Below are 23,519 nucleotides of genomic sequence, written 5' to 3'. Positions count from 1 at the left end.
ACCCCCGTAAGAGGAAGCCGAGTTCGCCTGACCTTGTGGTGCGGTACGGGTGTGCTCACGGCGCCTCCAGGAAGTCGGTGCCCGGCAGCGGTCGGTGCGGGTCGTCGTAGTAGAGAGCGGCGCCCGCGGACCAGTACATCTCCGTCCGCCCGGCGCTCACCCCTCTGCGCAGTTCGTGGATCTTCCACGGCAGCCGGTCGTGGGTGCGGGTGTCCGAGACCGCCTCGGCGACGCGCCGGTGGAACTCCTTGCAGACCGTGTCGGCCTCGGTCGTGCGCCGCTGGAGCAGGGCCACGCCGAAGCCGCTGTCGAGCAGCCGCACTACCCCCGCCGTGACGTCGGGGTCGGGCACGGTCCCGTAGCGGCACAGGACCGGCACGGTCTCGTGGGCCAGGGTGCGCAGCCACGACGACTCCGGTACACGTACCCGCAATTCGTCCTCGCAGTCGACGACCTCGGCCCGGATGCCGGTGGCGAGCCCGGCGTTCCAGCGGGCCGGGCGCTCCGGCGCCGGGCCCTGGTACGGGCTGCGCAGCACCACCGGGCGTACGGCGCCCAGGCGCTGCCCGGACTGCGGCAGCACCCAGTCGTCGACCGGGAGGCCGAAGAGCGCGGGCGCGACGACGACCTGGAGCATGGCGGGGCTGCCCGGTTCGTCGCACCGCCGGAACGCCTCGGTGAGCGCGGCGGCGAGCCGGTCCGGGACGGTGCCGAGGGGGGCGCCGCGGCTGTCCTCGTCCACCGGTTCCGCCTCGCCGCCCCTGCGGTCCACGGCGACCCGCCAGTCGTACTGGTCGCGGGACCAGCCCTGGAGGTCCACATGGAGGACGACGCGGTCGCGGTCGCCGTACAGGACGGGTTCGGCCGCCGGGGCGCGGGCGGAGCTCTGGCGGTTCTGCTCCAGGCGCAGCCGGATGCCGGCCCATTCCACGTCGAGCAGGCGGCGCAGGTCCCTGGGGAGTTCGACGTCGGCGATGCGCTTGACCCAGCCCCACAGTGCCTTGGCGTTGCGCACCGAGAGCTGGCCGCAGGGCCGCTCGGCGGCGAGGACGCCCATGCAGTAGCGCACGATCAGTTCGAACCGGGCCTCGCGGTCGCGGGCGCGGGCGTCGTACAGCGCGCCGAGGCCGTCGCGCCAGCCGCGCGGCGCGGGGCGGTGGTCGCGGGCGTACACGCCGGGCAGCCGGTCGAGCAGCATCAGCAGGGCGCGGGTGCTGGCCGGGGGCGGCAGTTCGGCGAGCCGGCCCAGCAGGTCCACGCGCAGTTTGGGTCCGAGGACGCCGCCGGGCGGGACGGCCAGTTCGCTCTGTGCGTCGGTCCAGGTCCGTTCGGAGCCGGCGGCGCTGGTGTGCCGGTCGGCGTGGTAGCGGTCGTGGGCGTGGAAGACGGCCTGGTATATGTCGTCGGTCTCGGTCTCCACGGGGGTGGCGGGCACCTCCAGGGTGCGCAGCCGCTCGATGCCGACGGCGGTGCCGCCCTGGTGGCCGTCGAGCCGCGACTTGACGACGCCGACGACCTCGCCGCGTACGAGGTCCACCAGCGGGCCGCCGGACATGCCCAGCTCCACCCAGTCGCCGTCGAGCCGCACCACCTGCTCGGCGTCGCCGGAGCCGCCGTACGAGCCCTTGACGGTGCAGACGCCGCTGCGGTTCTGGAGTCCGCCGCCCTGGCCGGGGGCCCAGCCCACGCAGCGCACCTCGCGGCTGCGGAGCATCGCCTCGGACCGCTCGGTGACGTAGACGCAGGGGTGTTCGACGGGGCGCTGGAGCTGGATGAGCGCGAGGTCGGGGGCGGGCCAGCCGCCCGGTCCCGGCGGCCGGGCCGCGGGCAGGGCGGCGACGACCTTGCCGGGCACCTCGGTCAGTTCGGTGCCGTAGCGGTCCGCCTTGAACCACACGCCCACCATGCCGTCCTCCCCCCGCGTCGCCACGTGCGCGCATGTGAGGACCCAGCTGGGTGCGACGAAGAAGCCGCTGCCCAGGAAGTCCCCTGCCGGTTCGTCCTGGGCATACCCGGAGGGCGGGCGATGGATGCGCACGGTGGCGTCCTGCACGAGGTCCATGAGAGCGGCCTGGGCGGGCGTCAGCACCCCCTCTGCGCCCCCTCGGTCCTCGGAGGTCATGCCCGGCCGCCGTCCGTGTCGTCCGCACCACCGGGGTGTGCCGGTGCGCCGGGGGGTGCCCCGGCGGACGGGTGACCGGGGGGTGCGCCCGCGCCCGGCGGGGCGCCCGGGGGTGGCACGGGGGGCGCGAAGGGGACGGGGGGCGCGGGCGCGGGGCCTGGCCCGGGGGGCGGTGCGGAGGTCTGCGCGGGCACGGGGGCGGGCGGGGGCGCGTCCACCGGGGGGCCGCCGCCGTTCCAGGTGAGGGTGACCGTGATGGCGCCCTTGGCCTCGCCGTCCGCGAGCAGTCCGACGATCTTGCCGGCCTTGGCGGTCAGCTCGATGCCGAACTCGACGCTCACCTCGTCCGGCCGCACCGCGCGCAGCGGCACGGCGAGCGAGCGCGCCACACCGGTCACCACGGAGTGCAGGCTCTCGACCCGCGCCTGTACCTGGTCCGCGAAGTCCCCGAACCCGGTGTCCGTGTAGGTCGGCCCGCCGCCGGGCGAGGGCCCGGTCAGCTCCTCCGCCCCGGAGATCCGGGCCCACACCGGCGTTCCGTCCGGCAGTTCGATGCGCGTGATCCGGGACCCACCGTCGCTCATGACAACCCCCCGTTCGCCAATTACCCGCAGATTAACGGCCGTAGTCGGCGGATGCGGGGTAGATCGACGAGGACACCCCGGGAGGTGGACGGGCGGGGCGGAGGGGTCCGGGAGCCGCTCTAGACTTGTGGCATGTACTTCACGGACCGCGGTATCGAGGAACTGGAGAAGCGGCGGGGCGAGGAAGAGGTCACCTTCGAGTGGCTCGCCGAGCAGCTGCGTACGTTCGTCGATCTGAATCCCGACTTCGAGGTGCCGGTCGAGCGCCTGGCGACCTGGCTGGCCCGGCTGGACGACGACGAGGACGACGAGTAGTCAGCCCGTCCCGTCCGCCTCGGGCCCGCCGTCGCGGATGCGGTCGTAGGCGAGTCCCAGCGCGCCGTGCGCCATCAGCAGCACCCCGGCGAAGGCCCAGCCGCCGCTGCGCCTGGCCGCTCCCCACAGGGCGAGCGGCAGCCCGGCGGCGAGCTGGACGCCCGCCAGTGCGCGCGCCCGGGGCCCGCGCACCCAGGGACCGAGCCGACTGCTCTCCACGGCGCCGAGGTCGACCCTGACCGCGTCCCGCCAGCCGGTCCACTCGATGCGTTCGGCCCTCTCCCATGCCCCGGTGCCCGGCACCGGCCGGGCGGGCGGCTCGCCGGGGTCGAGACCGGGCGGGAGCGTCAGACCGGTGCGCGTGAGTACGGCGAGCAGTCCGCGCAGCCTGGCGCGGGCGTCGGCGTCCGGGTCGGGCCGGGTGAGCGCTTCGAGCGCCTGCACGTCGAGTACGGGGTCGAGCCCGAGCCGCTCGGCGAACGTGCGCATGGCCTCGTCCTCACCGGCCGGGGTGCCGTCCGCCAGCCATACGTAGCCCACCGGGCGGCGGAATCCGGCGGCCAGGGTGTATCCGGCCCGGTCGCCATCCCACCAGAGCGCGAGCACCGGCCAGGTGGAGCCGACCGCGAGCGCGGTGGCCCAGCCGCCCAGGACCCGGTCGACGGGTTCGGCGCGCTCCCCCTCTCCGGCCCGCGCGCGGCGCCCGCCCTGCCAGGGCTCGCCCTCCGGTACGAAGACGGTCCAGCCCTCCCCCGCCGGTGCGAGCAGCAGGGGTTCGCGCAGCAGGTGCGCGACCGGGCGCACGGCGTCCGGCACGGTCCGGCACAGCAGCAGGGCACCCACGGGTGAGGTCGCGTCCATGGATCACACGGTAGGACACTTAGCCGACTTTTCGGATATTTCAGGCGACTTTATACAACTGCCGAACCCACCGGGGAACCCATCACACGCCTTGACTTCCCGAATCCGCGATATATCGTGTTGTTCAAGAGACGCGATATGTTGCGTCGTCCGTCTATCCGGGAGGTCAGATCCATGCCTGTCTCGACGTGGGCCGTCGCCGAGCCTCAGAAGCTGACCTTCGACGAACCCGTGACCGCGCTCAAGGTGCGCATCGTCAACGGCACGGTCAACGTCGTGGGCACCGACGAGCCGACCGCCCGCCTGGAGGTCTCCTCCGTCGAGGGACCGCCGCTGCTCGTGACGCAGGAGGACGGCGTCCTGACCGTGGCCTACGAGGACCTGGCCTGGCAGAACCTGCTGAAATGGCTGGACCGCAAGGAATGGCGGCGCACCGCGGTCGTCTCGCTGGCGGTCCCGGCCGGCTCGACCGTGGAGGTCGGGGTCGTGGGCGCCGGGGCCTTCGTCTCCGGGGTCCGGGGCCGTACCGAGGTGCGCGGCGTCACCGGGGACACCACGCTCGTCAAGCTCTCCGGGCCGGTCGGCGCGGAGACGGTGTCCGGCAGTGTGGAGGCCCAGTCCGTCACCGGTGACCTGCGGTTCCACTCCGTGTCGGGGGATCTGACGGTCGTCGAGGGGGCGGGCGCCTCGGTGAAGGCGGACTCCGTCAGCGGCGGCATGGTCCTCGATCTGAACCCGACCGGGAAGCCCACGGACATCCGGCTGACCACGGTCTCCGGCGAGATCGCCATCCGGCTGCCGCACCCGGCCGACGCCAGGGTGGAGGCCAATACCGCGAGCGGTTCCGTCTCCAACGGCTTCGAGGACCTGCGGGTCAGCGGCCAGTGGGGCTCGAAGAAGATCACCGGCACGCTGGGCTCCGGCACCGGAACGCTGCGGGCGACGACCGTCTCCGGGTCGATCGCGCTGCTGCGCCGCCCACCGGCCGAAGACGAACCGTACGAGGCCCAGCCGGCCGGAAAGGTGCTCTGACATGCCTCCCGTTTTCGCCCACGGCCGACTGCGCCTCTACCTCCTCAAGCTGCTCGACGAGGCCCCCCGGCACGGCTACGAGGTGATCCGCCTGCTGGAGGAGCGGTTCCAGGGCCTCTACGCGCCCTCGGCGGGCACGGTCTATCCGCGGCTGGCCAAGCTGGAGGCCGAGGGCCTCGTCACCCACGCCACCGAGGGCGGCCGCAAGGTCTACTCGATCACCGACGAGGGCCGCGCCGAGCTGGCCGGACGCACCGGTGAACTCGCCGATCTGGAGCTGGAGATCCGCGAGTCGGTCGCCGAGCTGGCCGCCGAGATGCGGGACGACGTGCGCGGGGCGGCGGGCAAGCTGCGCAGCGAGATGCGGGCGGCGGCCGACGAGTCGCGCCACACCTCCGGCGCCGGTATGGGGGCCGGCCCCGGCGCCGGTCCGGGGCTCAAGGACCCGGCCTTCGGCGACCTGGGCGACAAGGAGGCGTGGCGCACCGCGAAGGAGGAGCTGCGCAAGGCGAAGCAGGAGTGGAAGGAGCAGGCCCGCCGCGCGAAGGACGAGTCCCGGCGCGCCCGCCAGGACGCCCAGCAGGCCCGCCGCCAGGCGAAAGAAGCCCAGGACAGGGCGCGCGAGCAGATGCAGAACGCCGCCCGCCAGGTCCAGGAGCACTTCGCCCGCGGCGACTGGCCGGCCGGGGTCCGCGAGGGCCTGGCCGAGATCACCGGCCAGCTCGGCGGCTTCGCCCGTACGGGGAACTGGGCCGCCCCGTACCTCAAGCCGGACCCGGCCGACGCGGACCCGGACCCCGACTGGGGCATGGACGCCGGCGGCACGGGCGACCCGGCCCGCGATCTGGACCGCCTGCTCGACCGCTTCCGCGACGAGATCCGCGACACGGCCCGCGACCACGGAGTGACGGAGCCCCAGCTGAGCGAGATCCGCGGCCATCTGGCGACGGCGGCGGCCCGGATGGCGGCGGCACTGCGCGGGGACGGCGCGAAGTAGCGCGCTGTTCGGGGCGCGGCGGGGGCGGAACGGGACGGCGCGGAACCGGGGCGCCGAGGCGGGGTGGCTGGGCGGCGGGTCAGCCCGCCTTGCGGTGGCCCTCCGTGCCGCCGCCCGCCCCGAACAGCGCGCGTTCCACCGCCCCGTAGGCGGTCCCGTGATCGGCGAGCACCTCCGCGACCGGCCCCGGTGTGGCGGCAAGGGCCAGCAGGAGGTGTTCCGCGCCGATGGTCCGGTCCGCGCGTCCGAGCGCGACGCGCAGGGACTTCTCCAGGATCTTCTTCGCGCTCCGGGAGTAGGACGGGCCGCCCGACCAGCGCCGCCGGGCGCCCCGGTCGCCGCGCAGGGCTCCCTCGCCGTGCGCCTCCTCGATGCGGGCGACGACCGCGGTGACGTCGATGCCGATGTCCGCGAGCGCCTCCGAGTCGGCCCTGGTCATGCCGCCCCGCCGGCGTACGTCGGCGAGAGCCGCGGTCACGGAGTCCCTGCGGTCCGCGAGGCCCAGGGCGGTGATCGCGAACGCGGCCCGGCCGCCGTCCCGGTCCAGCAGGGCGAGCAGCAGATGTTCCTCCGTGACCGTGTCGGCCCCGGTCCGTTCGGCGTGCGCTACGGCTTCGGTCACCGTGGCGCGGGCGTCCTTGGTGAATCGCTCGAACATCAATGCCTCCCGTACTTCTTGTGCACGGCCTGTCGGCTGACGCCCAGTTCGGCGGCGATCTCCTGCCAGGACCAGCCCTTGGCGCGGGCGCTCCTGACCTGTACGGCTTCCAGCTGCTCCAGCAGCCGCCGGAGCGCGGCGACCGACCGCAGCCCCACACGGGGGTCGCGGTCGCCCGCACGCTCGGCGAGATCCGTTGCTTCGGTCATGATGTCAACCTACATTGACACCCCGGCCACGTCAACCATTGTTGACAGTGAGCACGATCTTCCCGAAGTGGTCGCCCGCGGCAAGCCGTTCGAAGCCCGTGCGGGCGCGGTCCAGTGGCAGCACCTCGTCGATGACGGGGCGCACCCCGGTCGTGGCGCAGAAGGTGAGCAGGTCCTCCAGCTCGTCCTTGGAGCCCATGGTCGAGCCGACGACCTTCAGCTCCAGGAAGAAGATCCGGGTCAGCTCGGCGTGCGAGGGCCGGTCCCCGCTGGTCGCGCCGGAGATGACCAGGGTGCCGCCGGGCCGCAGCGACTTGACGGAGTGGGACCAGGTGGCGGCGCCGACCGTCTCGATGACGGCGTCCACCCGGTGCGGCAGCCGCGCGCCCGCCTCGAACGCCTCCGCGGCGCCCAGCTCCACGGCCCGCGCGCGCTTGGCCGCGTCGCGGCTGGTGGCGTACACGCGGAGCCCGGCGGCCCGGCCCAGCACGATCGCGGCGGTGGCGACCCCGCCACCGGCGCCCTGGACGAGGACGGAGTCCCCCGGCCGCACCCCGGCGTTGGTGAAGAGCATGCGGTAGGCGGTCAGCCAGGCGGTGGGCAGGCAGGCGGCCTGCTCGAAGCTGAGTTCCCTCGGCTTGGGCAGCACGTTGTACGCGGGCACGGTGACCTGCTCGGCGAAGGTGCCCTGGTAGCGCTCGGTGAGGATGGAGCGGGGCTCGTCCGGCCCGACCCCGTGGCCGGTCTGGCCGATGACGGAGTGCAGGACGACCTCGTTGCCGTCCTGGTCGATCCCGGCGGCGTCGCAGCCGAGGATCATCGGGAGCTTGTCCGCGGCGAGGCCGACGCCGCGCAGGGACCAGAGGTCGTGGTGGTTGAGGGAGGCGGCCCGGACGTTGACGGTGGTCCAGCCCTGGCGGGCCCGCGGCGCCGGGCAATCGCCCAGTTCGAGGCCGTTCAGGGGGTGGGCGGGGTCCAGGCTGGCTGCGTAGGCGGCGAACATGCCGCCGACGATAGGGGCCGGGGTACCGGCGCGTAACCGGCTGCGGGTGTGACACGCACCGCGCACCGGGGACGCCGCCCCGGCCCCCGCTCCCCGAACGCCGGCAAGGCCGTCCTCGGAGCGGGGGTACGGGGGCGGCGGCCCCCGCAACGCCTCAGCGCCGGGCGACGCCCTCCGCACGGGCCGCCGCCGCCACCGCGGCCGTCACCGCCGGGGCGACCCGCTCGTCGAACGGCGACGGGATCACGTAGTCGGGCGCCAGCTCGTCGCCGACGACGTCCGCCAGCGCGTTGGCCGCCGCGATCTTCATGCCCTCGGTGATCCGGGAGGCCCGGACCTGGAGCGCCCCCGCGAAGATCCCCGGGAACGCCAGCACGTTGTTGATCTGGTTCGGGTAGTCCGACCGCCCGGTCGCCACGACGGACGCGTACTTGTGCGCGATGTCGGGGTGGACCTCGGGGTTCGGGTTGGCCATCGCGAAGACGAACGCGCCCGGCGCCATCGAGGCGACCGCCGCCTCCGGGACCGTACCGCCGGAGACGCCGATGAAGACGTCGGCGCCGGCCAGCGCCACCTCCAGGGGGCCGGAGATGCCCGCCCGGTTGGTGAGCCCGGCCAGTTCGCGCTTGACGTCGGTCAGGTCCTCGCGGTCCCGGCTGACGATGCCCTTGCGGTCGGCCACGGCGACATCGCCGAGGCCCGCCGCCAGCAGGAACTTGGCGATGGCCACGCCCGCCGCGCCGGCGCCCGAGATGACGGCACGCAGGTCGCCCAGGTTGCGCCCGGACAGCTTCGCGGCGTTGCGCAGGGCGGCCAGCGTGACGACGGCGGTGCCGTGCTGGTCGTCGTGGAAGACCGGAATGTCCAGCCGCTCCTGGAGCCTGCGCTCGATCTCGAAGCAGCGCGGCGCCGAGATGTCCTCCAGGTTCACCCCGCCGAAGGACGGGGCGAGCCGGACGACGGTCTCCACGATCTCGTCCGCGTCGGTGGTCGCGAGCGCGATCGGCACCGCGTCCACGCCGCCGAACTGCTTGAACAGGATCGCCTTGCCCTCCATCACGGGGAGGGACGCCTCGGGACCGATGTCGCCGAGGCCGAGCACCGCCGTCCCGTCCGTGACGACGGCGACGACCTGGGACTTCCAGGTGTAGTCGTGGACCAGCTCGGGCTGCTCCGCGATCGCGGAGCACACCTTCGCCACGCCCGGCGTGTACGCCAGGGACAGGTCGTCCTTGTCCCGGATCGGGACGGTGGCCTGCACGGCCATCTTCCCGCCCCGGTGAAGGGCGAAGGCCGGATCGAACGGCTCGTCGGTGGTGCTGTCGGTGGTGCTGTCGCTGCGAGGATTGACGATCTCCGCTGCCATGGTGTTGACCCCTTAAGTCTTCATCGTTTGAGGGTGGCCACTCCTGGTTGAGGAGGGGTGGGCGGGCACCGCGTACGTGCCCTGCGCCTGGCGGTTGGCCGCCCCGGCAGGGGGAGGTACGTACGCGCGGGCGCGCCGCACACGCGCCCTGAGCCCCGGATGAGGGGTGTAAAGATCTTTCTTACCGGACGGACCCGGCCACGGACGAGCCGATATCGACTCCGTGACATGACTCATAGTCGCCTATCTGAACAGGTCGGCCTTGTGCCCTGCCTGAGTCCGCCACGCGGGACGCGCCGGAGATCCTCCGGCCGCGACGCGTGAACCCCTGAGATGGTCCGGCTCCGGTGGGCCGGCCTCAGAAGGTTCGGGGATCGCCCGTTATCCGATTTTGACATGCCGGGCCCCCTGTTCGGGCTAATCCGCATGGCAACATGCCGTAATCACACAAGGCGACGACACTCGACACTGCGTGCCAACGCCGCCCGGTCACTCGTCCCCACCCTGCCGGAGGAACCCGAACATGACCGCACGTATCGCCCGTCGTACGGCCGCGAAGACCCGCATCGCCGCGGTCGGCGCCATCGCGGTCGCCGGCACCATGCTGCTGACCGCCTGCGGCGACCAGACGAAGAACAACGACGCCGGCGGCTCGGCGACGGCGAAGACCGGCGCCACCGCTTCCAGCGGCACCCTCACGCCCGCCGAGATGCTGCCCGAGGAGATCCGTTCCAAGGGCGTCATCCGGGTCGGCTCCGACATCGCCTATCCGCCGGTCGAGTTCAAGGACAAGTCCGGCGAGACCGTCGGTATCGACCCGGACCTCGCCGCCGCGCTCGGCAAGGAGCTGGGCGTGGAGTTCAAGTTCGAGAACGGCACCTTCGACACCCTGATCACCGGCCTGCGCTCCAAGCGGTACGACATCGCGATGTCGGCGATGACGGACACCAAGGAGCGCCAGAACGGCATCGACCCGGAGACGCGGAAGAAGGTCGGCGAGGGCGTCGACTTCATCGACTACTTCACCGCCGGCGTCTCGCTCTACACCAAGAAGGGCGACGACCAGGGCATCAAGACCTGGGCCGACCTCTGCGGCAAGAAGATCGTCGTCCAGCGCAACACCGTCTCGCACGACCTGGCCAAGGCCGAGTCCAAGAAGTGCCCGGACGGCAAGAAGATCGCCATGGAGGCGTTCGACAACGACCTGGAGGCCCAGACCCGGCTGCGCTCGGGCGGTGCCGACGCCGGCTCCTCCGACTTCCCGGTCGCCGCGTACGCGGTGAAGACCTCGGGCGGCGGCAACGACTTCCAGCTCGTCGGCGACCAGGTCGAGGCGGCCCCGTACGGCATCGCCGTCGCCAAGGGCAACGACAAGCTGACCCAGGCCATCAAGGCGGCCATGGACGCGATCATCAAGAGCGGTGAGTACGACAAGGTCATCGCGAAGTGGGGCGTCGAGGCCGGCGCGGTCACCGAGGCCAGGATCAACGGCGGTTCCTGACCGGCGTCCGGTGCGGAGAGGCAGTTGAAAGGCATCAGCCGTGACTGACATCAAGAAGACGGGACCGGCCGACGGGCCGCCCGCGTCCGCCACCGAGGCGGGGTCCGCGCCGGAGGCCATCAGGGCCGTCCCGGTGCGGCACTACGGCCGCTACGTCTCGGCGCTCATCGCCATCGCCGCGCTCGCGTCGATCGTGTACGCCTTCAGCCAGGGCAGGATCAACTGGGGTGCGGTACCGGACTACTTCTTCGACGACCGCATCATCGACGGCGTCGGCCAGACGCTGCTGCTGACCGTCCTGTCGATGCTGATCGGCGTGGTCGGCGGCGTGCTGCTCGCCGTCATGCGCCTGTCGAAGAACCCGGTGACGTCGTCGATCGCGTGGTTCTACATCTGGTTCTTCCGGGGCACCCCGGTCCTGGTCCAGCTGTTCGTGTGGTTCAACCTGGGGCTGGTCTTCGAGTACATCAACCTCGGGCCGATCTACAAGGACTACTGGTCGAGCTTCATGACGCCGCTGCTGACGGCGCTGCTCGGGCTCGGACTCAACGAGGCCGCGTACATGGCGGAGATCTGCCGGGCCGGTCTGCTCTCGGTGGACGAGGGCCAGACGGAGGCGTCCCACGCGCTGGGCATGAGCCACGGCAAGACCCTGCGGCGCGTCGTGATCCCGCAGGCCATGCGGGTGATCGTGCCGCCCACGGGCAACGAGGTCATCAACATGCTCAAGACGACCTCGCTGGTGGCGGCCGTGCAGTTCTACGAACTCTTCAAGAACGCCCAGGACATCGGGCAGGCGTCCGGAGCACCGGTGGAGATGTACTTCCTCGCGGCCGCCTGGTACCTGATCATGACCTCGGTGCTGAGCGTGGGGCAGTACTACCTGGAGCGCTACTACGCGCGTGGATCGAGCCGCAGCCTGCCACCCACCCCGTTGCAGAAGCTGCGGTCGACGGTGCTGTCGGTCGGCCGCCCGAAGGGAGGCATCGCATGACCGCGATGGTCAAGGCCGAGGGCGTCCACAAGTCCTTCGGCGCCGCGCACATCCTCAAGGGCATCGACCTGGAGGTGGCCCCGCGCGAGGTGTTCTGCCTGATCGGCCCGTCCGGTTCCGGCAAGTCCACGTTCCTGCGGTGCATCAACCACCTGGAGCAGATCAGCGCCGGCCGGCTGTACGTGGACGGCGAGCTGGTGGGCTACCGCCAGAAGGGCGACAAGCTGTACGAGCTGAAGGACAGCGAGGTCGCCCTGAAGCGCCGGGACATCGGCATGGTCTTCCAGCGCTTCAACCTGTTCCCGCACATGACGGCGCTGGAGAACGTCATGGAGGCGCCCGTCCAGGTGAAGCGCGAGGCCAAGGCGGTCGCCCGCGCCCGCGCCGAACGGCTGCTGGACCGGGTCGGCCTCGGGGACAAGGCGCGCAACTACCCCTCGCAGCTCTCCGGCGGACAGCAGCAGCGGGTGGCCATCGCGCGGGCGCTGGCCATGGAGCCGAAGCTGATGCTCTTCGACGAGCCCACATCGGCGCTCGACCCGGAGCTCGTCGGCGATGTGCTCGACGTGATGCGGGGGCTCGCCGAGGACGGGATGACGATGATCGTCGTCACCCATGAGATGGGCTTCGCCCGCGAGGTCGGCGACGCGCTGGTCTTCATGGACGACGGCGTAGTGGTCGAATCCGGCCATCCTCGCGATGTCCTGACCAACCCGCAGCACGACCGGACGAAGTCGTTCCTGTCGAAGGTGCTCTAGAAGGTGCTCCAGCGGATGCGTGAAGGGGTGGTACGGGCCGGTGCGGCCCGTACCACCCCTTCACGCGCGCCGGTCATGTCGCCGGCAGCAGCTCCGTACGCAGCATCAGCTCGCGCAGCTGCGCACGGGTGAGCGGCGGGCTGTCCAGCAGCGGCCCCTGCACCACATCGGCCTCGAAACCGGTGCTGTCGCGTACGCCGAGCAGGCTGCCGTCGGCGAGGACCAGCCGGGCGGCCAGCTCGGGGCCCCACAGCGGGGTGCCGCCCTCGCCGTAGTCCATGGCGTCGCTCCAGATGGTGAGCACCCGGCCGCCGGACAGCTCCTCGCGCACGCAGTCGGTACGGGCGGGCGCCCCCTTCTCCGGCACGCACAGGTTCGCGTCCGGCGCTCCGCCGCCGAGCTTCTTGCGTACGGCGTCGGCGTCCATGACGTCCACGGTGAGGTAGCCGACGCCGCCGTCCCGGCGGACCGCGTACTGCCCGTCCAGCGGCCCGGTCCTGGGCGGCTCGGGGGGCAGGGGCGAGGCGTGCTTGATGATGTCGGCGAACGACACCTCCTCGACCGCGCCGACCCCGGAGGGCAGCAGTTCGGTCAGCCGGGCGGCCCGGTCGGTGGCGCCGGGCGCCTTGGCGGACGAGGCCACCGACGAGGTCTGCGGGGTGTCGGTCGCGGAGGAGGAGAGCCGGGGCACCACGAACGCCCCCGCCGCCACCGTGCAGACCGCCGCCGCCGACACGGCGGCCCGGCGGCGCCACCGCACCCGCGCGGCCCTGGCGTAGACCGCCTCCGTGCTGATGACCGGCCGCCCGGCGTCCTCGGCGGCCCGCCCCAGCAGCTCGCGCACGTCGTCGCTCATACCCATACCTCCGCCATCTCGGCGCGCAGCGCCGCCAATCCCCGAGCCGTGTGGCTCTTGACCGTGTTCTCCCGCATCCCGAGCGTGGCGGCCGTGGCCTCGACGCTCAGGTCCTCCCAGTAGCGCAGCACCAGCACCGCCCGCTGCCTGGGCGTGAGCCGGGCGAGCGCCGCCCGGACCGCCAGGCCGGTGTCCGTGTCGGGTGTCCGCGCGGCCCGCTCGGGCAGTTCCCCGTACGCCTGCTCGCGGCGCCAGAACCGGCGGCGGGCGGCGATGAAGGTGTTGACCAGGGTTTTGCGCGCGTACGCCTCGATGTTGTCGAGCCGGCCGTGCCGCCGCCCGCCGAGCACGACCTTGACCAGGGTCGTCTGGACCAGGTCCTCGGCCTCGTCCCGGTCGCCGCAGAGCAGGAACGCGCTGCGGAACAGGGCGGTGCGTCTGCTCTCGACGAAGGCGTGCAGCGCGGCATGGTCATCGCTCCGCATCCTCGGTGTCCTTCCCCCGGCCCGCGGGCGCGGACCGTCTCACCCTTCCAGTGCGGTGGGCGGCACGGCGGGTTGCGGTGTGCGCGGAGGAATGCGGATGGGCCGCATCCCCTCCCACTATGTAATACCCTGTAGCTTTAACCACCCATTACGTCACCCCGTACCGCCCCGCACCATCCCGTACCGCCCCGCCCTGGACCGACGCCGTAAGGACGACTCGTGGAACTGGCCCTGTACTCGGACTACGCCGTACGCCTGGTCAACACCGAGGAGCCGGCCCGGAACAGGGACACCCTGACGTCGGTGGAGGCCGTCCGCGACCTGTTCCGCGAGAACGCCCAGGCGGCCCGGCGCGCGGCCGACGCGGACGTCACCCGGTTCCGTTCGGTACGGGCCCGGCTGCGCGCGGTCTTCGAGGCGGCCGACGAGGGGGACGAGCGGCTGGCGGTGGACCTGCTCAACTCGCTGCTCCTGGAGTTCCCGGTGAGCCCGCAGATCTCCGGCCACGACGTGCGCGACGCGGACGGCACGCCGGACTGGCACATGCACCTCGCGGACCACCCGTCCAACGCCACGGCGGGGTACGCGGCGATCGCGGCCATGGGTCTGGCGTTCCACCTCACCTCGTACGGGGTGGACCGGCTGGGCCTGTGCGAGGCCGCGCCCTGCCGCAACGCGTACCTCGACACCTCGACCAACCGCTCCCGCCGCTACTGCTCGGACCGCTGCGCCACCCGGGCCAACGTGGCGGCCTACCGGGCCCGCAAGCGCCTGGAGACCGAGCGCGCCGCGGAGACCGGGCGCAGCGCGGAGACCGCCCAGCCCAGTACGCCGCGCACCGTGCGCTGATCCCGGGTCAGCGGCCGGTACCGCGCGCTGACCCGGGCCAGCACGAGTTCCTCGGGGACGGTTCCGTAGTCGGTGGAGTCGCCGCCCGCGTAACTGTTGTCGCCCAGCACCCACCAGCCGCCGGCCCGGCGCTCCACGGCGCGCTTCACGACGAGCAGGTCCTGCTGGAACGGATGACGCAGGATCACCACGTCCCCGGGGCGCACCGGCGCCCCGTACCGCACGAGCAGCCAGTCCCCGTGATGGAGCGTGGGCACCATCGAGGGGCCCGTCACCTCCACCACCTGGAAGGGCACCCGCGCCGACAGCCCGCGCGCGGGCCGCTCACCGGCCGGCTCCGGCACCTCCGGCACCTCGCTCATCTCCTCCCGCACCTTCCCCATCCGTCCAGTACACCGTCCACGACAGGCTTTCGTACATTCGGCCGTGGGTCCCATCCTCTTCCCGGACTTTTGGCCTAAGCCCCTGGGGGCACTCGCTGAAAGAGGCTTCTCACGGAGTAATGTCCCACCTGAGAAGACGATCACGAGGAAGGACAGCTCAATGCTTTCCCGCCTGTTCGCCCCCAAGGTGAAGGTCAGCGCCCACTGCGACCTGCCCTGCGGCGTGTACGACCCGGCCCAGGCCCGCATCGAGGCGGAGTCCGTCAAGGCCGTCCAGGAGAAGTACCAGGCCAACGAGGACCCGCACTTCCGGGCCCGCGCGGTGGTTATCAAGGAGCAGCGTGCCGAGCTCGCCAAGCACCACATCTCGGTGCTGTGGAGCGACTACTTCAAGGCCCCGCACTTCGAGAAGTACCCGCAGCTGCACCAGCTGGTCAACGACACCCTGAAGGCCCTCTCGGCCGCCAAGGGCTCCACCGACCCGGCCACCGGCCAGAAGGCGCTGGACCTGATCGCGGAGATCGACAAGATCTTCTGGGAGACCAAGAAGGCCTGATCTCTGGTTAGGCCGTCTGACCTGCGGTTTCGCTGGTCGGACTCCCTACCGGTCCGCACCCGGTCCGCAGGCCGCCGAGAACGGCGTCCCTCACGGACCGGGTGCGGTCTTTTCAGGTCAGCCCGGTATCCGCCGGCGGTACGCCATCGTGATCAGCCCGGCAGTGAAGCTGACCGCCGCCACGACTGCGGCCACGACGCTGGTGGACTCCATCAGCAGAACCGCCCACGGGTACGGCCTCTGGTCTCCTGCCAGGCCGGTGACGATGCTGAACATCACGAACATGGTCGCCGCCGCGCCACCGGCGATCGGGCCGTACCAGCTGTGTACGAGGAGGGCGAGGCCCAGCACCATGACGGTGTTCCGGCCGCCCGCCACCGCTGTCGGCATGTCCAGGAACTCCCCGAGTGCAAACCCCAGCCCCGCCGCGCTCGCCCCCAGGAGCAGGAGAGCCAGCCGGTCGACGACGGCGACCGGCCGCGCCGCTGTGGTTTCGGTGGCGATGAGGCGCCGGCTCATGCAGTACATCGTCGGGATGCACAGGATGAGCGGGACGAAGTTCATCAGCTTGACCGAGAAGGTGCCCTGTGCGGCGATCTGTGGAACCTTCGCCACATCGTCGCGCACGAGCACAAGCAGGAGCATCCAGGCGGCCAGCGCCACAGGCAGCACCCAGATTCTTCGCGTACGCACCCAGAGGGTCAACGGTTCGCCCCCGGTGCCGTGTCCGCCGGGTTCTCCAACTCGGGGCCCAGCGCTCGGCCCCGCTCCTTCTCGGCCTTGGCTCCCGCCCGGGCCTTCTCATGGACCTGCTCGTCGCAGGACTTGAGGTAGCTCAACTCCTGTTTGTACCAGGCGTACTGCTTGGCCTTGGGGAGGCTGCGCACCCAGCGTGCCCGGTACGCGCCAGTGGGGCCGTAGCTGCGGGTGACCTCTTCCTCCGACATCCCGACCGTCAGGCCGACCCAGGCGAAGGCGGCTCCGCGCCCCGGGTAGACGTAGTCATCAGGAAGGCGGGGGCAGTCGTGGAGCCCTGACGGAACCAAGGCGCTGATGTAGATGCCCCGGCTGCGGTGCCGGGTCACCGGCTTCTGGAGATGGGTTCGCCAGGTGTCGCGTGCCAGTGGCAGATCCTCCGAGACGAAGGCCAGCTTCCGGGGTGGGGTGAACCCGGCCTCTCGCAGGCGGGGCAGCGCCTGTCGAGCGGAGCGATGCAGCGCGGGGATGTCGTCGGCGAACTCGCCGGGCACGCAGATCACCGGAGCAGTTCGCTCACACGTCGTCGCCCAGGTGCGGGGAACGGTGGGGTCGGCGTAGCGCGGGGCGTCACTCACCAGGGGGTACGACGCCCCGAAGCCCGCGAGGACGCAGCAGGCCATGGCGGCGGCGCGCAGCGCCGGACGTGAGAACAGGCTGAGCGCGACAAGGCCGAGCAGCAGTCCGAGAGCCAGGATCGCCGGTGCCATGAGGTAGGCGCGGTCCACGACATCCGTATAGGTCGGAGTGCTCATGTCGAATCCGGATATCGCCCGCAGCCATGGGACACCCAGCGCATAGGCGACGAAGACCCACAGCGCCGTGATCACCACCGCAAGGGGGCGGGCGACAACGGGCGAAAGGAAGAGCCCGAGGAAGAAGCCGACCGCTACCGCGCTGAGGGGGACCGCAAAGCTCCGGACCACGGGAACGGTGTCGTACAACCCTGGTGCGGGGCCTCCCAGATAGCTGATCACGAGCAGGAAGGACGCCACCCAGCTGATGATCACCAGGGCCAGGTTGGGGGCCAGCGCATCGACGAATACGCGCAGCAGGTGACGGCTGGACGGGGCTGCCGCAATCCGAGCCCGGCGAAGCCTTCCCGCGTCCCAGGCAGCCGCCAAGGCAATTCCCAGCGCGGCGACCCTCATGGCCCCCGACACCATGACGATGGAATCCTCACCGGTCAGCGGCCTGGGCTGGTAGGCGGTGAAGTATGCGGCGAGAGCCACCGTCGGGGCTCCGAGCCCGATGACGGCCGAGTGCCGGGCGAAGGGGAATCGGTTCACCACGAGATCGCCCCATCGATCTCGGTGAAGGCCTGATAGGCGGAGGTGGCCCGCTGCTCGTCGGACGCCGCCGTCGCGCTCGCGTGGGAAAGGAAGTCCGCGACCGTCCCCGAGAAGCGCACCTGGCCGTCCAGCAGAACTGCGACCGAGTCGTAGGAGTTGGCGATGTCGGAGGTGTCATGGGTGGAGAGAACGATGTGCACCTCCTTCGACAGATCGGCGAGAATCTGGTGGAAGACCTGCCGCTGCCGGGGATCCATACCCGCTGTCGGCTCATCGAGGAGAAGGACCTCCGCGTCATGCACGAGGGCCTGAGCCACTGCGACGCGCCGCTGCTGCCCCCCGGAGAGCTCCTGCACCTTGTCATCCGCCCGATCGGCCAACTCCACGCGGCGCAGGGCCCGGAGAGCTTCACGCCACGCCGCGCGCCGGGACATCCCCTTGAGCCAGCCGGAGTACGCGACCTGATCCCGGGCCGTGAGCCCCGGCACCTGCTCCACCTGCTGAGGCATCCACGCCACACGCCTGCGGAACGCGGGCAGCGCACGGCGCTGGCCAGTGCTCAGGCCGTCGTAGGTGACGGAACCGGAATCGGGGCGCAGCGCAGATGCGCACAAGCCCAACAGGGTACTTTTTCCCGCTCCGTTCGGCCCCAGAAGCACGGTGCGCCCGGGCGGCAGCGTATAACTGAAATCACGCAGCACCGGGCGTCTACGCCGATAGGAGAAGGAACACTCGAACATCGAAATGGGCATGCGACACCTTGGTGTTTCAGTGTGGGGCGCCTCTCTCTGTTTCAAAAAGAGGCAGGTGGAGACCCGCGTTTCAGGTCTCCACCCAGGCATTCAGAATCCAGTGTCACCTATGGACTGACCCGCGATTCCTGACGGACAGTTCTCAGAAAGACATACGGGTCGTATCGACGCTGATCGTCGGGCCCACTACCGAACTGCCGCCGACCTTGGTAATGCGGAAGTAGTAGTCGTGACCTTCGCTTCCGGCACCCCACTCGCCGGACGAGGTTCCGCCATTGAAGCATGCCGTGTAGGTCTTCGTGTCGAATCCGATGTCGGGCCCGAAGACAGCACGTCGCAACTGAACAGTCACACTCTTCGTCACGCCCGTATGACATCCGGTGAAGTCGACCTTGTTCGGGCCGGTGCCTCCATCATCGGTCACATACTTCGAGGTGAAGCCGGCGACTCCACCCGTTATGTATGAGTACTTCACGACAGCCCAGGCAGGGCTCGCGAGAGCCAACGGGAGGGTCGCGACGGAAGCAACCATACCGACTCGCTTCCAAGTATTACGGGTTCCGAACTTACGCACAGTTGCACCTCTCATTTGGAATTGCGGGCACGCGTGTGCATCACGAGGCGAATTGGTTGAAGGTCGCATTGACAGACCGCCCCCCGCGATAATGCTTGAGTGTACATCAACTGCCCCAACAATGACGGCAGTTATGCCTTTCATCGCGATGTGACCGCTTTGCGTATGCCCTTGCGGATTTCGCGGAGTCCTGCCTACGTGGCCCCTCCCGCGACCGCATTCCCGAGCGACCGACGAGGTCACCGAAGTGTCATCGCACGCATTGCGTGGGTCGGCCCCGTACCGAAGGGGTACAAGGTCGACGACCGTCTGCCGGCGCCCGGACCGGTGGCGCGGCCGCTGCTCCCGTTCTACGCGATCCGCGTCAAGGAGTGGGGTAACTGTGTCACCGAGGCCGTCGAGCGGGGCGAACTCCCGGCCGGGACCGACCCGGACGCGGTCGTACGCGCCGTGTCGGCGCCGCTCTACCAACGCCTGTCGGCTGGCAACCCGACCGGCTCAGCCCGCCAGCAGTGCCCGCAGCCGTGCCGCCCACGGGTGGTCCGCGCGCTCCGTCAGGGTGATCGTCTCCGCCAGCCAGGCGCGGGCATGGTCGTCCAGGGCCGGCAGCGCCTCCTCGAAGTCCCGCTCGTCCTTGGGGCGCCGGGACCTGGACTTGTAGAGGAGCTGGACCTCGGGGGCGAGGTAGGGGATGCTCTCGTCCGACACCCGGCCCAGCCGGGCGAGCGGGAGGCGGACGCGGGGGTCGCGGCGGAAGACCCAGTCCCCGCCGGCCACCTCGTCCAGCATGAACTGCAAGCGCCACGGCTCGTCCGGGCCCGGCCGGCACCAGAGGTCGTGGACGGCGGCGGGCAGCGTCTCACCGGGGTGCCAGGGCCGCAGTGTGCCGGGCGGGTCGGCGGCCCACCAGTCCCAGCCGGGCAGGACCCGCCGCACCTCCGGCTGGGCGTCGCGCGGCACGAGCACGTCGATGTCGCCGTGGTCCCGGAAGGCACGGCCCACCGCCAGCTCGACCGCGTACCCGCCGGCGATCCACCACGGCGAGCGCAGCGCCGTGAGCAGGCGGACGGCCTCGGCGAGCGGCGGCGGGTCCCAGGGGCCCCAGGGGGTCTCCGTGCGCACCGGGTCAGTCCCGGAGCAGGTGGCGGTAGCTGTCGGGGTGTTCGCGCAGATAGGTGGCCAGGTCCATGGCGGGGCGGCCGGTGAGGGTCGGTACGGCGTCCGAGACGGTGGCCATCTCGCCGGCCGCGATGGCCTCGTACGAGGTGACCCAGCCGGCCACCTCCCAGTCGGCGGCCCCGTAGTGCTGCCGGGACGCGTACGCCTCCTCGCGGGTTTCGGGTTCGTAGGTGACGGCCCGTCCGGTGACCCGGCTCAGCTCCTCGGCGGCCTCGGCGAGGGTGAACGCCTCGGGGCCGGTCAGGTCGTAGGTGCGTCCGTCGTGCGAGGGGCCGGTGGCGTCGGTGCCGGCGAGGAGGACGGCGGTGGCGGCGTCCGCGATGTCCTCGTGGGCCACCGCGGCGACCCGGCCGTCACCGGCGGGGCCGCGCAGCACTCCGTCGGCGCCGGTCATGGCCGGGAGCCCGGCGAGATACCAGCTGTCGCGCAGGAAGGTGTACCGGACGTCGGTGGTCCGGATGTGCGCCTCGGTCTGCCAGTGGTCGCGGGCGAAGGTGAACGTGGCGTCGGGGGCGGCGCCCAGGAAGGAGACGTAGACGATGCGTTCGACGCCGACGGCGACCGCCGCGTCCACCGCCGTCGTGTGCTCGTGGACCCGGTCGGGGCTCTCGTGCGCCGAGACCAGGAACAGGGTGTGGGCCCCGGCCAGGGCGCGGCGCATGGCCTCGCCGTCGCCGTAGGGGGCGGGCGGCGCGGGGTCGGCGCCGGGGAGGTCGGGCAGCCGGGAGGGGTCGCGGCCGAGCAGCCGGACGGGGACTCCGGCGCGGGCCAGCCGGGCGGCGACCCGGCCGCCGAGGGCGCCGCTCGCGCCGGTGACGGCGGTGAGGGGGCCGCCGGTGACCGTCTCGGACGGGGTGTCGGGGGCGGGGCTCATGCGCGGGCGCCTCCCTCGGGCCGCCAGGGGCGCACGTCCACGACCGCGTCGACCGGGAGGGGCCCGTACAGGTGCGGGAAGTCCTCGCCGCCGGGTTCGCCGGGCTCGTACCGCACCGGGGCGGTGAGCCGGTCGGAGTCGATGACGAGCACCACCAGGTCCTGCTCCGCGGCTGCGGGCCGGCTCCCCGCGCCGTACAGCGCCTCGGCCACGGCGGGCAGTTGGTGGGGCAGCGAGCAGTGGATGAAGCCCTCCTCGTGCAGGGTGCGGCCGCGGGTGGACATCTCGTACGTCCCGATCCCGCGGGCCGCCTCCCAGAGCGGGCCTTCGGTGATGTGCAGCAGTTCAGCCATGGCCCGAGGCTAACGCGGCGGCGGCCACCGGGCCGGGCCCTGTGGATAACTCCTGACCGCGTCGGCGCGTCCCCGTCCAGCGCGGACGACTCCCCCTAACCGGCCAGAAGTTTCGCCTCCGTCTCCGGGTCGAGGCCGGTGGCCGGGCGGTCCGGGCGGTGGGGTGCCGTGCCGCCCAGTCCGCACAGCCAGGTCCAGGTGTCGGTGACGGTCTCCGCCACCGGGCGGCAGCGCAGCCCGGCCGCGTACGCCAGGCCGACATCGCCCTGGTGGAGGATGTCGTACAGCTCCCCCGGCGGCAGCCAAACGGGCAGGTCGGTCCACGGTTCGACGCCCGCCGCGAGGATCGTCTCCGCCGGGGTCCAGCGCAGCTCGGCGCCGGAGCCGGTGGCGCGCACACAGGCGTCGAGCAGTCCGCCCATGGTGGTGTGGCCCGGCCTGCTGACCAGGTTGTACGGGCCGTGCAGTCCGCGTTCCGCCGCGTCGAGCACCCAGCCGGCGAGGTCGCGCACGTCGATGTACTGGATGTCGGTGTCCGGGGTGCCGGGGGCCAGGACCGGGCCGCCGCGGGCGATCCGGTTCAGCCACCAGGGCAGCCGGCCGATGTTCTCCCAGGGGCCGAGGATCAGCCCGGCCCTGGCGAGGAGGGCCCGGTCGCCGAAGGCGTCCAGCGCGGCCAGTTCGCCGCCGCGCTTGGCCAGCGCGTACGACTCGCCGTCCCCGGCGTCCGGCGAGGCGCCCCCGACCAGCGGGCCGTCCTCGGTGAGACCGGCCGGTGCCGGGTAGTCGTACACGGAACGGCTGGATATGTAGGTGTACCGGGCGGCCCGTGCGGTAAGCAGCCGGGCCGCGTCCCGTACCGCGGAGGGCGCGCCGCTCCAGGTGTCCACGACGAGGTCCCAGGTGGGGCCCCCGCCGTCCGGCGCCCCGGCGGCGGCGAGCGCGGCCAGGCCGTCCCCGGCGGTGCGGTCTCCGATGAGTTCGGCCGTACCGGGCGGAGGCGCGTGGTGGCCGCGGTGGAAGACCGTGACCTCCCAGCCCCGCGCGAGGGCCGCCTCCGTGACGGCCCGTCCGACGAACTGCGTACCGCCCAGCATCAGAAGCCTCATGGGACGACTCTGCCCCGTACCGGGCCGGTGCGGAACCGGCCACGCTCTCGGCTGAATCCGCCGGAACCGGGAACTCCCACCAGGGGTCAGGAGCGGGCGAGCGGGCTGCGGTGGCGCAGCAGCCACTGGTGGTATCCGGCCACGCGCCGCGCCGCCTCCCGGTAGGCCGCCTCCAGTTCCTCGTAGGCGGCGGTCATGTCCGTGCCGGGCCGGGAGACCAGCAGGAGCCGTACGGCGAGGGGGTCGTCGCGCAGGGGGCGGATCGCCATGTCGTCGCGGGGGCCCGAGGTCGGCTGGCAGGGGGCGACCGCCTCGCCCAGGACGACGAGGGAGGCGGCGGTGAGGTAGTCGCCGTGCAGCACGACGGGCGCCACGCCCGCCTCGCTGAACATCCGGCGCAGCCCGTCCCATTCACCGTCCACCGTGGGGTCCACCATCCACCGGTCGGCGGCCAGGTCGGCCAGGTCGACGACGGGCAGGGCGGCGGCGGGGTGGTCGCGGGCCATGGAGACGAACTGCGGTTCGCGCTCCACGAGGACCCGCTGCTCCAGCCCGTCCGGGACGGTGAGCGGACAGCCCTCCACCTCGTGGACGAAGGCGACGTCCAGCCCGCCGGTGCCGACCGCGCGGAGCAGGGCGTGCGCGGAGACGTCCACCCGCAGCGAGATGTCCGTGCCGGGCAGCCGCAGGCGCAGCCGGCGCAGCCAGCCGCCGATGACCCGGCTCGCGGTGCAGCCGATGCGCAGCCGGGGGCCCTCGGCGTGGGCGGCCTCCGCCCTGGCGTCGCTGACCAGGGCGGACAGGCCGTCGACGAGGGGGCGGGCGCGGCTGAGGACGGCGCGACCGAGGAGGGTGGGGCGGCAGCCGGTGCGTTCGCGGCTGAAGAGTTCGGCGCCCACGGCGTTCTCGATGCGGCGAAGTTGGGTGGTGAGTGCGGGCTGGCTCACGCCCAGGGTGCGGGCCGCCCGGTGCAGGCTGCCGGTGTCGGCTATGGCGCACAGCGCCCTGAGGTGTCTCACCTCAAGCTCCATGCTGCCGAGGTTAGGGCGGCCCGTCCGGCCGCACCATGGGCCGTAACCCTGCCAAAGGCGGGCGATTCAC

The 23,519-nt window shown here is 71.9% G+C and carries 27 protein-coding genes and 1 pseudogene; 9 read left to right on the top strand and 19 right to left on the bottom strand.

The genetic code is table 11. The features are described 5' to 3' along the window. Nucleotides 1-55 precede the first annotated feature (55 nt). Nucleotides 56-2,122 carry a VMAP-C domain-containing protein gene (locus DNK56_RS25260; protein ID WP_241990076.1) on the bottom strand — a complete coding sequence of 689 codons (2,067 nt, stop codon included), beginning with the start codon at nucleotides 2,120-2,122 and terminating at the stop codon, nucleotides 56-58. Next, nucleotides 2,119-2,706: a CU044_2847 family protein gene (locus DNK56_RS25255; RefSeq protein ID WP_111338130.1), complete on the bottom strand. Its 588-nt coding sequence runs from the start codon at nucleotides 2,704-2,706 to the stop codon at nucleotides 2,119-2,121. The genes DNK56_RS25260 and DNK56_RS25255 overlap by 4 nt, the downstream gene beginning before the upstream one ends. Before the next feature lie 132 nt (nucleotides 2,707-2,838). Here DNK56_RS25255 and DNK56_RS25250 point away from each other — a divergent pair, with 132 nt between their 5' ends. Then, the gene (locus tag DNK56_RS25250; protein WP_019058231.1) at nucleotides 2,839-3,021 is read left to right on the top strand and encodes a DUF6104 family protein; all 183 of its coding nucleotides are present in this window, start codon (nucleotides 2,839-2,841) and stop codon (nucleotides 3,019-3,021) included. On the opposite strand, the gene DNK56_RS25245 is transcribed toward DNK56_RS25250, so the two are convergent. Further along, a complete protein-coding gene (locus DNK56_RS25245) occupies nucleotides 3,022-3,882 on the bottom strand; it encodes a hypothetical protein (protein ID WP_111338129.1) in 861 nt (286 codons plus the stop codon). 174 nt (nucleotides 3,883-4,056) lie between these two features. Here DNK56_RS25245 and DNK56_RS25240 point away from each other — a divergent pair, with 174 nt between their 5' ends. Next, nucleotides 4,057-4,914 carry a DUF4097 family beta strand repeat-containing protein gene (locus DNK56_RS25240; RefSeq protein ID WP_111338128.1) on the top strand — a complete coding sequence of 286 codons (858 nt, stop codon included), beginning with the start codon at nucleotides 4,057-4,059 and terminating at the stop codon, nucleotides 4,912-4,914. Between the two features lies 1 nt (nucleotide 4,915). Next, nucleotides 4,916-5,911 carry a PadR family transcriptional regulator gene (locus tag DNK56_RS25235; protein WP_111338127.1) on the top strand — a complete coding sequence of 332 codons (996 nt, stop codon included), beginning with the start codon at nucleotides 4,916-4,918 and terminating at the stop codon, nucleotides 5,909-5,911. A gap of 79 nt (nucleotides 5,912-5,990) precedes the next feature. Here the strand turns inward: DNK56_RS25235 and DNK56_RS25230 are convergent, their stop codons facing one another. The 4 genes from DNK56_RS25230 to DNK56_RS25215 all read right to left on the bottom strand — a co-directional run bounded on the left by DNK56_RS25230 (nucleotide 5,991) and on the right by DNK56_RS25215 (nucleotide 9,147). Then, nucleotides 5,991-6,569 carry a Clp protease N-terminal domain-containing protein gene (locus DNK56_RS25230; protein ID WP_111338126.1) on the bottom strand — a complete coding sequence of 193 codons (579 nt, stop codon included), beginning with the start codon at nucleotides 6,567-6,569 and terminating at the stop codon, nucleotides 5,991-5,993. Beyond that, entirely contained in the window at nucleotides 6,569-6,778 is a 210-nt protein-coding gene (locus DNK56_RS25225) for a helix-turn-helix domain-containing protein (RefSeq protein ID WP_018102716.1), read from the bottom strand. The genes DNK56_RS25230 and DNK56_RS25225 overlap by 1 nt, the downstream gene beginning before the upstream one ends. 31 nt (nucleotides 6,779-6,809) lie before the next feature. Continuing rightward, the gene (locus tag DNK56_RS25220; RefSeq protein WP_111338125.1) at nucleotides 6,810-7,781 is read right to left on the bottom strand and encodes a zinc-binding dehydrogenase; all 972 of its coding nucleotides are present in this window, start codon (nucleotides 7,779-7,781) and stop codon (nucleotides 6,810-6,812) included. A gap of 154 nt (nucleotides 7,782-7,935) precedes the next feature. After that, entirely contained in the window at nucleotides 7,936-9,147 is a 1,212-nt protein-coding gene (locus DNK56_RS25215) for an NAD(P)-dependent malic enzyme (protein WP_111338124.1), read from the bottom strand. 523 nt (nucleotides 9,148-9,670) lie between these two features. Between DNK56_RS25215 and DNK56_RS25210 the strand changes: the two genes are divergently transcribed. The 3 genes from DNK56_RS25210 to DNK56_RS25200 are packed head-to-tail and all read left to right on the top strand — an operon-like array spanning nucleotide 9,671 to nucleotide 12,400. Beyond that, a complete protein-coding gene (locus tag DNK56_RS25210) occupies nucleotides 9,671-10,648 on the top strand; it encodes an ABC transporter substrate-binding protein (RefSeq protein WP_111338123.1) in 978 nt (325 codons plus the stop codon). A 40-nt stretch (nucleotides 10,649-10,688) separates the two neighbouring features. Next, nucleotides 10,689-11,642: an amino acid ABC transporter permease gene (locus DNK56_RS25205; RefSeq protein ID WP_111338122.1), complete on the top strand. Its 954-nt coding sequence runs from the start codon at nucleotides 10,689-10,691 to the stop codon at nucleotides 11,640-11,642. Beyond that, entirely contained in the window at nucleotides 11,639-12,400 is a 762-nt protein-coding gene (locus tag DNK56_RS25200; protein ID WP_111338121.1) for an amino acid ABC transporter ATP-binding protein, read from the top strand. Before DNK56_RS25205 ends, DNK56_RS25200 begins: the two co-directional genes overlap by 4 nt. A 73-nt stretch (nucleotides 12,401-12,473) precedes the next feature. On the opposite strand, the gene DNK56_RS25195 is transcribed toward DNK56_RS25200, so the two are convergent. Beyond that, nucleotides 12,474-13,256: a hypothetical protein gene (locus tag DNK56_RS25195; RefSeq protein ID WP_111338120.1), complete on the bottom strand. Its 783-nt coding sequence runs from the start codon at nucleotides 13,254-13,256 to the stop codon at nucleotides 12,474-12,476. Then, nucleotides 13,253-13,741 (bottom strand): SigE family RNA polymerase sigma factor, encoded by a 489-nt coding sequence (locus DNK56_RS25190; protein ID WP_111338119.1) that lies wholly within the window; start codon nucleotides 13,739-13,741, stop codon nucleotides 13,253-13,255. Before DNK56_RS25190 ends, DNK56_RS25195 begins: the two co-directional genes overlap by 4 nt. A 219-nt stretch (nucleotides 13,742-13,960) precedes the next feature. Here DNK56_RS25190 and DNK56_RS25185 point away from each other — a divergent pair, with 219 nt between their 5' ends. Then, a complete protein-coding gene (locus DNK56_RS25185; protein WP_111338118.1) occupies nucleotides 13,961-14,590 on the top strand; it encodes a CGNR zinc finger domain-containing protein in 630 nt (209 codons plus the stop codon). Here the strand turns inward: DNK56_RS25185 and sodX are convergent. Continuing rightward, nucleotides 14,494-14,973, bottom strand: coding sequence for a nickel-type superoxide dismutase maturation protease (gene sodX / locus DNK56_RS25180; protein WP_446750399.1), 480 nt, complete (start codon nucleotides 14,971-14,973; stop codon nucleotides 14,494-14,496). The two genes, DNK56_RS25185 and sodX, sit on opposite strands and share 97 nt — an antisense overlap. A gap of 160 nt (nucleotides 14,974-15,133) precedes the next feature. On the opposite strand from sodX, the gene sodN reads away from it, so the two are divergent. Further along, nucleotides 15,134-15,529, top strand: coding sequence for a superoxide dismutase, Ni (sodN, locus tag DNK56_RS25175; RefSeq protein WP_111338117.1), 396 nt, complete (start codon nucleotides 15,134-15,136; stop codon nucleotides 15,527-15,529). Nucleotides 15,530-15,646: 117 nt separating this feature from the next. On the opposite strand, the gene DNK56_RS25170 is transcribed toward sodN, so the two are convergent. The 4 genes from DNK56_RS25170 to DNK56_RS34805 form a co-directional block, all read right to left on the bottom strand. Continuing rightward, entirely contained in the window at nucleotides 15,647-16,222 is a 576-nt protein-coding gene (locus DNK56_RS25170) for a hypothetical protein (protein ID WP_146610430.1), read from the bottom strand. An 8-nt stretch (nucleotides 16,223-16,230) separates the two neighbouring features. Beyond that, nucleotides 16,231-17,577 carry a DUF7224 domain-containing protein gene (locus DNK56_RS25165; protein ID WP_111338115.1) on the bottom strand — a complete coding sequence of 449 codons (1,347 nt, stop codon included), beginning with the start codon at nucleotides 17,575-17,577 and terminating at the stop codon, nucleotides 16,231-16,233. Next, nucleotides 17,571-18,329: an ATP-binding cassette domain-containing protein gene (locus tag DNK56_RS25160; RefSeq protein WP_111338114.1), complete on the bottom strand. Its 759-nt coding sequence runs from the start codon at nucleotides 18,327-18,329 to the stop codon at nucleotides 17,571-17,573. Before DNK56_RS25160 ends, DNK56_RS25165 begins: the two co-directional genes overlap by 7 nt. 142 nt (nucleotides 18,330-18,471) lie before the next feature. After that, a complete protein-coding gene (locus tag DNK56_RS34805) occupies nucleotides 18,472-18,753 on the bottom strand; it encodes a hypothetical protein (RefSeq protein WP_146610431.1) in 282 nt (93 codons plus the stop codon). A 480-nt stretch (nucleotides 18,754-19,233) separates the two neighbouring features. On the opposite strand from DNK56_RS34805, the pseudogene DNK56_RS36205 reads away from it, so the two are divergent. Further along, nucleotides 19,234-19,407: pseudogene (locus DNK56_RS36205) on the top strand (TetR-like C-terminal domain-containing protein); the annotation flags it as partial. Here DNK56_RS36205 and DNK56_RS25150 read toward each other — a convergent pair. The 5 genes from DNK56_RS25150 to DNK56_RS25130 form a co-directional block, all read right to left on the bottom strand. Continuing rightward, nucleotides 19,402-20,025, bottom strand: a complete 624-nt coding sequence (locus DNK56_RS25150; protein ID WP_111338113.1) for a nucleotidyltransferase domain-containing protein — start codon at nucleotides 20,023-20,025, stop codon at nucleotides 19,402-19,404. The pseudogene DNK56_RS36205 and the gene DNK56_RS25150 overlap by 6 nt on opposite strands. Before the next feature lie 4 nt (nucleotides 20,026-20,029). Beyond that, entirely contained in the window at nucleotides 20,030-20,956 is a 927-nt protein-coding gene (locus DNK56_RS25145) for an SDR family oxidoreductase (RefSeq protein ID WP_111338112.1), read from the bottom strand. Further along, the gene (locus DNK56_RS25140; RefSeq protein ID WP_111338111.1) at nucleotides 20,953-21,309 is read right to left on the bottom strand and encodes a DUF952 domain-containing protein; all 357 of its coding nucleotides are present in this window, start codon (nucleotides 21,307-21,309) and stop codon (nucleotides 20,953-20,955) included. The genes DNK56_RS25145 and DNK56_RS25140 overlap by 4 nt, the downstream gene beginning before the upstream one ends. Before the next feature lie 95 nt (nucleotides 21,310-21,404). After that, nucleotides 21,405-22,406: an NAD-dependent epimerase/dehydratase family protein gene (locus DNK56_RS25135; RefSeq protein ID WP_111338110.1), complete on the bottom strand. Its 1,002-nt coding sequence runs from the start codon at nucleotides 22,404-22,406 to the stop codon at nucleotides 21,405-21,407. 98 nt (nucleotides 22,407-22,504) lie between these two features. Next, a complete protein-coding gene (locus tag DNK56_RS25130) occupies nucleotides 22,505-23,449 on the bottom strand; it encodes a LysR family transcriptional regulator (protein ID WP_111338109.1) in 945 nt (314 codons plus the stop codon). Nucleotides 23,450-23,519: the final 70 nt, after the last annotated feature.

Origin of the sequence: Streptomyces sp. AC1-42W (assembly GCF_003248355.1) — a bacterium.
GTDB lineage: Bacteria > Actinomycetota > Actinomycetes > Streptomycetales > Streptomycetaceae > Streptomyces.
Note: the sequence above shows the minus strand (reverse complement) of the source record. Positions and strands in the feature narration are given on the sequence as shown.

What these genes read in the sequence shown, in the direction of transcription:
- DNK56_RS25145 (WP_111338112.1), bottom strand. Translation starts at nt 20,956, where the DNA reads ATGAGCCCCGCCCCCGACACCCCGTCCGAGACGGTCACCGGCGGCCCC.
- DNK56_RS25255 (WP_111338130.1), bottom strand. Translation starts at nt 2,706, where the DNA reads ATGAGCGACGGTGGGTCCCGGATCACGCGCATCGAACTGCCGGACGGA.
- DNK56_RS25195 (WP_111338120.1), bottom strand. Translation starts at nt 13,256, where the DNA reads ATGAGCGACGACGTGCGCGAGCTGCTGGGGCGGGCCGCCGAGGACGCC.
- sodX (WP_446750399.1), bottom strand. Translation starts at nt 14,973, where the DNA reads ATGGGGAAGGTGCGGGAGGAGATGAGCGAGGTGCCGGAGGTGCCGGAG.
- sodN (WP_111338117.1), top strand. Translation starts at nt 15,134, where the DNA reads ATGCTTTCCCGCCTGTTCGCCCCCAAGGTGAAGGTCAGCGCCCACTGC.
- DNK56_RS25260 (WP_241990076.1), bottom strand. Translation starts at nt 2,122, where the DNA reads ATGACCTCCGAGGACCGAGGGGGCGCAGAGGGGGTGCTGACGCCCGCC.
- DNK56_RS25200 (WP_111338121.1), top strand. Translation starts at nt 11,639, where the DNA reads ATGACCGCGATGGTCAAGGCCGAGGGCGTCCACAAGTCCTTCGGCGCC.
- DNK56_RS25160 (WP_111338114.1), bottom strand. Translation starts at nt 18,329, where the DNA reads ATGCCCATTTCGATGTTCGAGTGTTCCTTCTCCTATCGGCGTAGACGC.
- DNK56_RS25130 (WP_111338109.1), bottom strand. Translation starts at nt 23,449, where the DNA reads ATGGAGCTTGAGGTGAGACACCTCAGGGCGCTGTGCGCCATAGCCGAC.
- DNK56_RS25245 (WP_111338129.1), bottom strand. Translation starts at nt 3,882, where the DNA reads ATGGACGCGACCTCACCCGTGGGTGCCCTGCTGCTGTGCCGGACCGTG.
- DNK56_RS25230 (WP_111338126.1), bottom strand. Translation starts at nt 6,569, where the DNA reads ATGTTCGAGCGATTCACCAAGGACGCCCGCGCCACGGTGACCGAAGCC.
- DNK56_RS25240 (WP_111338128.1), top strand. Translation starts at nt 4,057, where the DNA reads ATGCCTGTCTCGACGTGGGCCGTCGCCGAGCCTCAGAAGCTGACCTTC.
- DNK56_RS25210 (WP_111338123.1), top strand. Translation starts at nt 9,671, where the DNA reads ATGACCGCACGTATCGCCCGTCGTACGGCCGCGAAGACCCGCATCGCC.
- DNK56_RS25135 (WP_111338110.1), bottom strand. Translation starts at nt 22,406, where the DNA reads ATGCTGGGCGGTACGCAGTTCGTCGGACGGGCCGTCACGGAGGCGGCC.
- DNK56_RS25235 (WP_111338127.1), top strand. Translation starts at nt 4,916, where the DNA reads ATGCCTCCCGTTTTCGCCCACGGCCGACTGCGCCTCTACCTCCTCAAG.
- DNK56_RS25250 (WP_019058231.1), top strand. Translation starts at nt 2,839, where the DNA reads ATGTACTTCACGGACCGCGGTATCGAGGAACTGGAGAAGCGGCGGGGC.
- DNK56_RS25190 (WP_111338119.1), bottom strand. Translation starts at nt 13,741, where the DNA reads ATGCGGAGCGATGACCATGCCGCGCTGCACGCCTTCGTCGAGAGCAGA.
- DNK56_RS25215 (WP_111338124.1), bottom strand. Translation starts at nt 9,147, where the DNA reads ATGGCAGCGGAGATCGTCAATCCTCGCAGCGACAGCACCACCGACAGC.
- DNK56_RS25225 (WP_018102716.1), bottom strand. Translation starts at nt 6,778, where the DNA reads ATGACCGAAGCAACGGATCTCGCCGAGCGTGCGGGCGACCGCGACCCC.
- DNK56_RS25140 (WP_111338111.1), bottom strand. Translation starts at nt 21,309, where the DNA reads ATGGCTGAACTGCTGCACATCACCGAAGGCCCGCTCTGGGAGGCGGCC.
- DNK56_RS25220 (WP_111338125.1), bottom strand. Translation starts at nt 7,781, where the DNA reads ATGTTCGCCGCCTACGCAGCCAGCCTGGACCCCGCCCACCCCCTGAAC.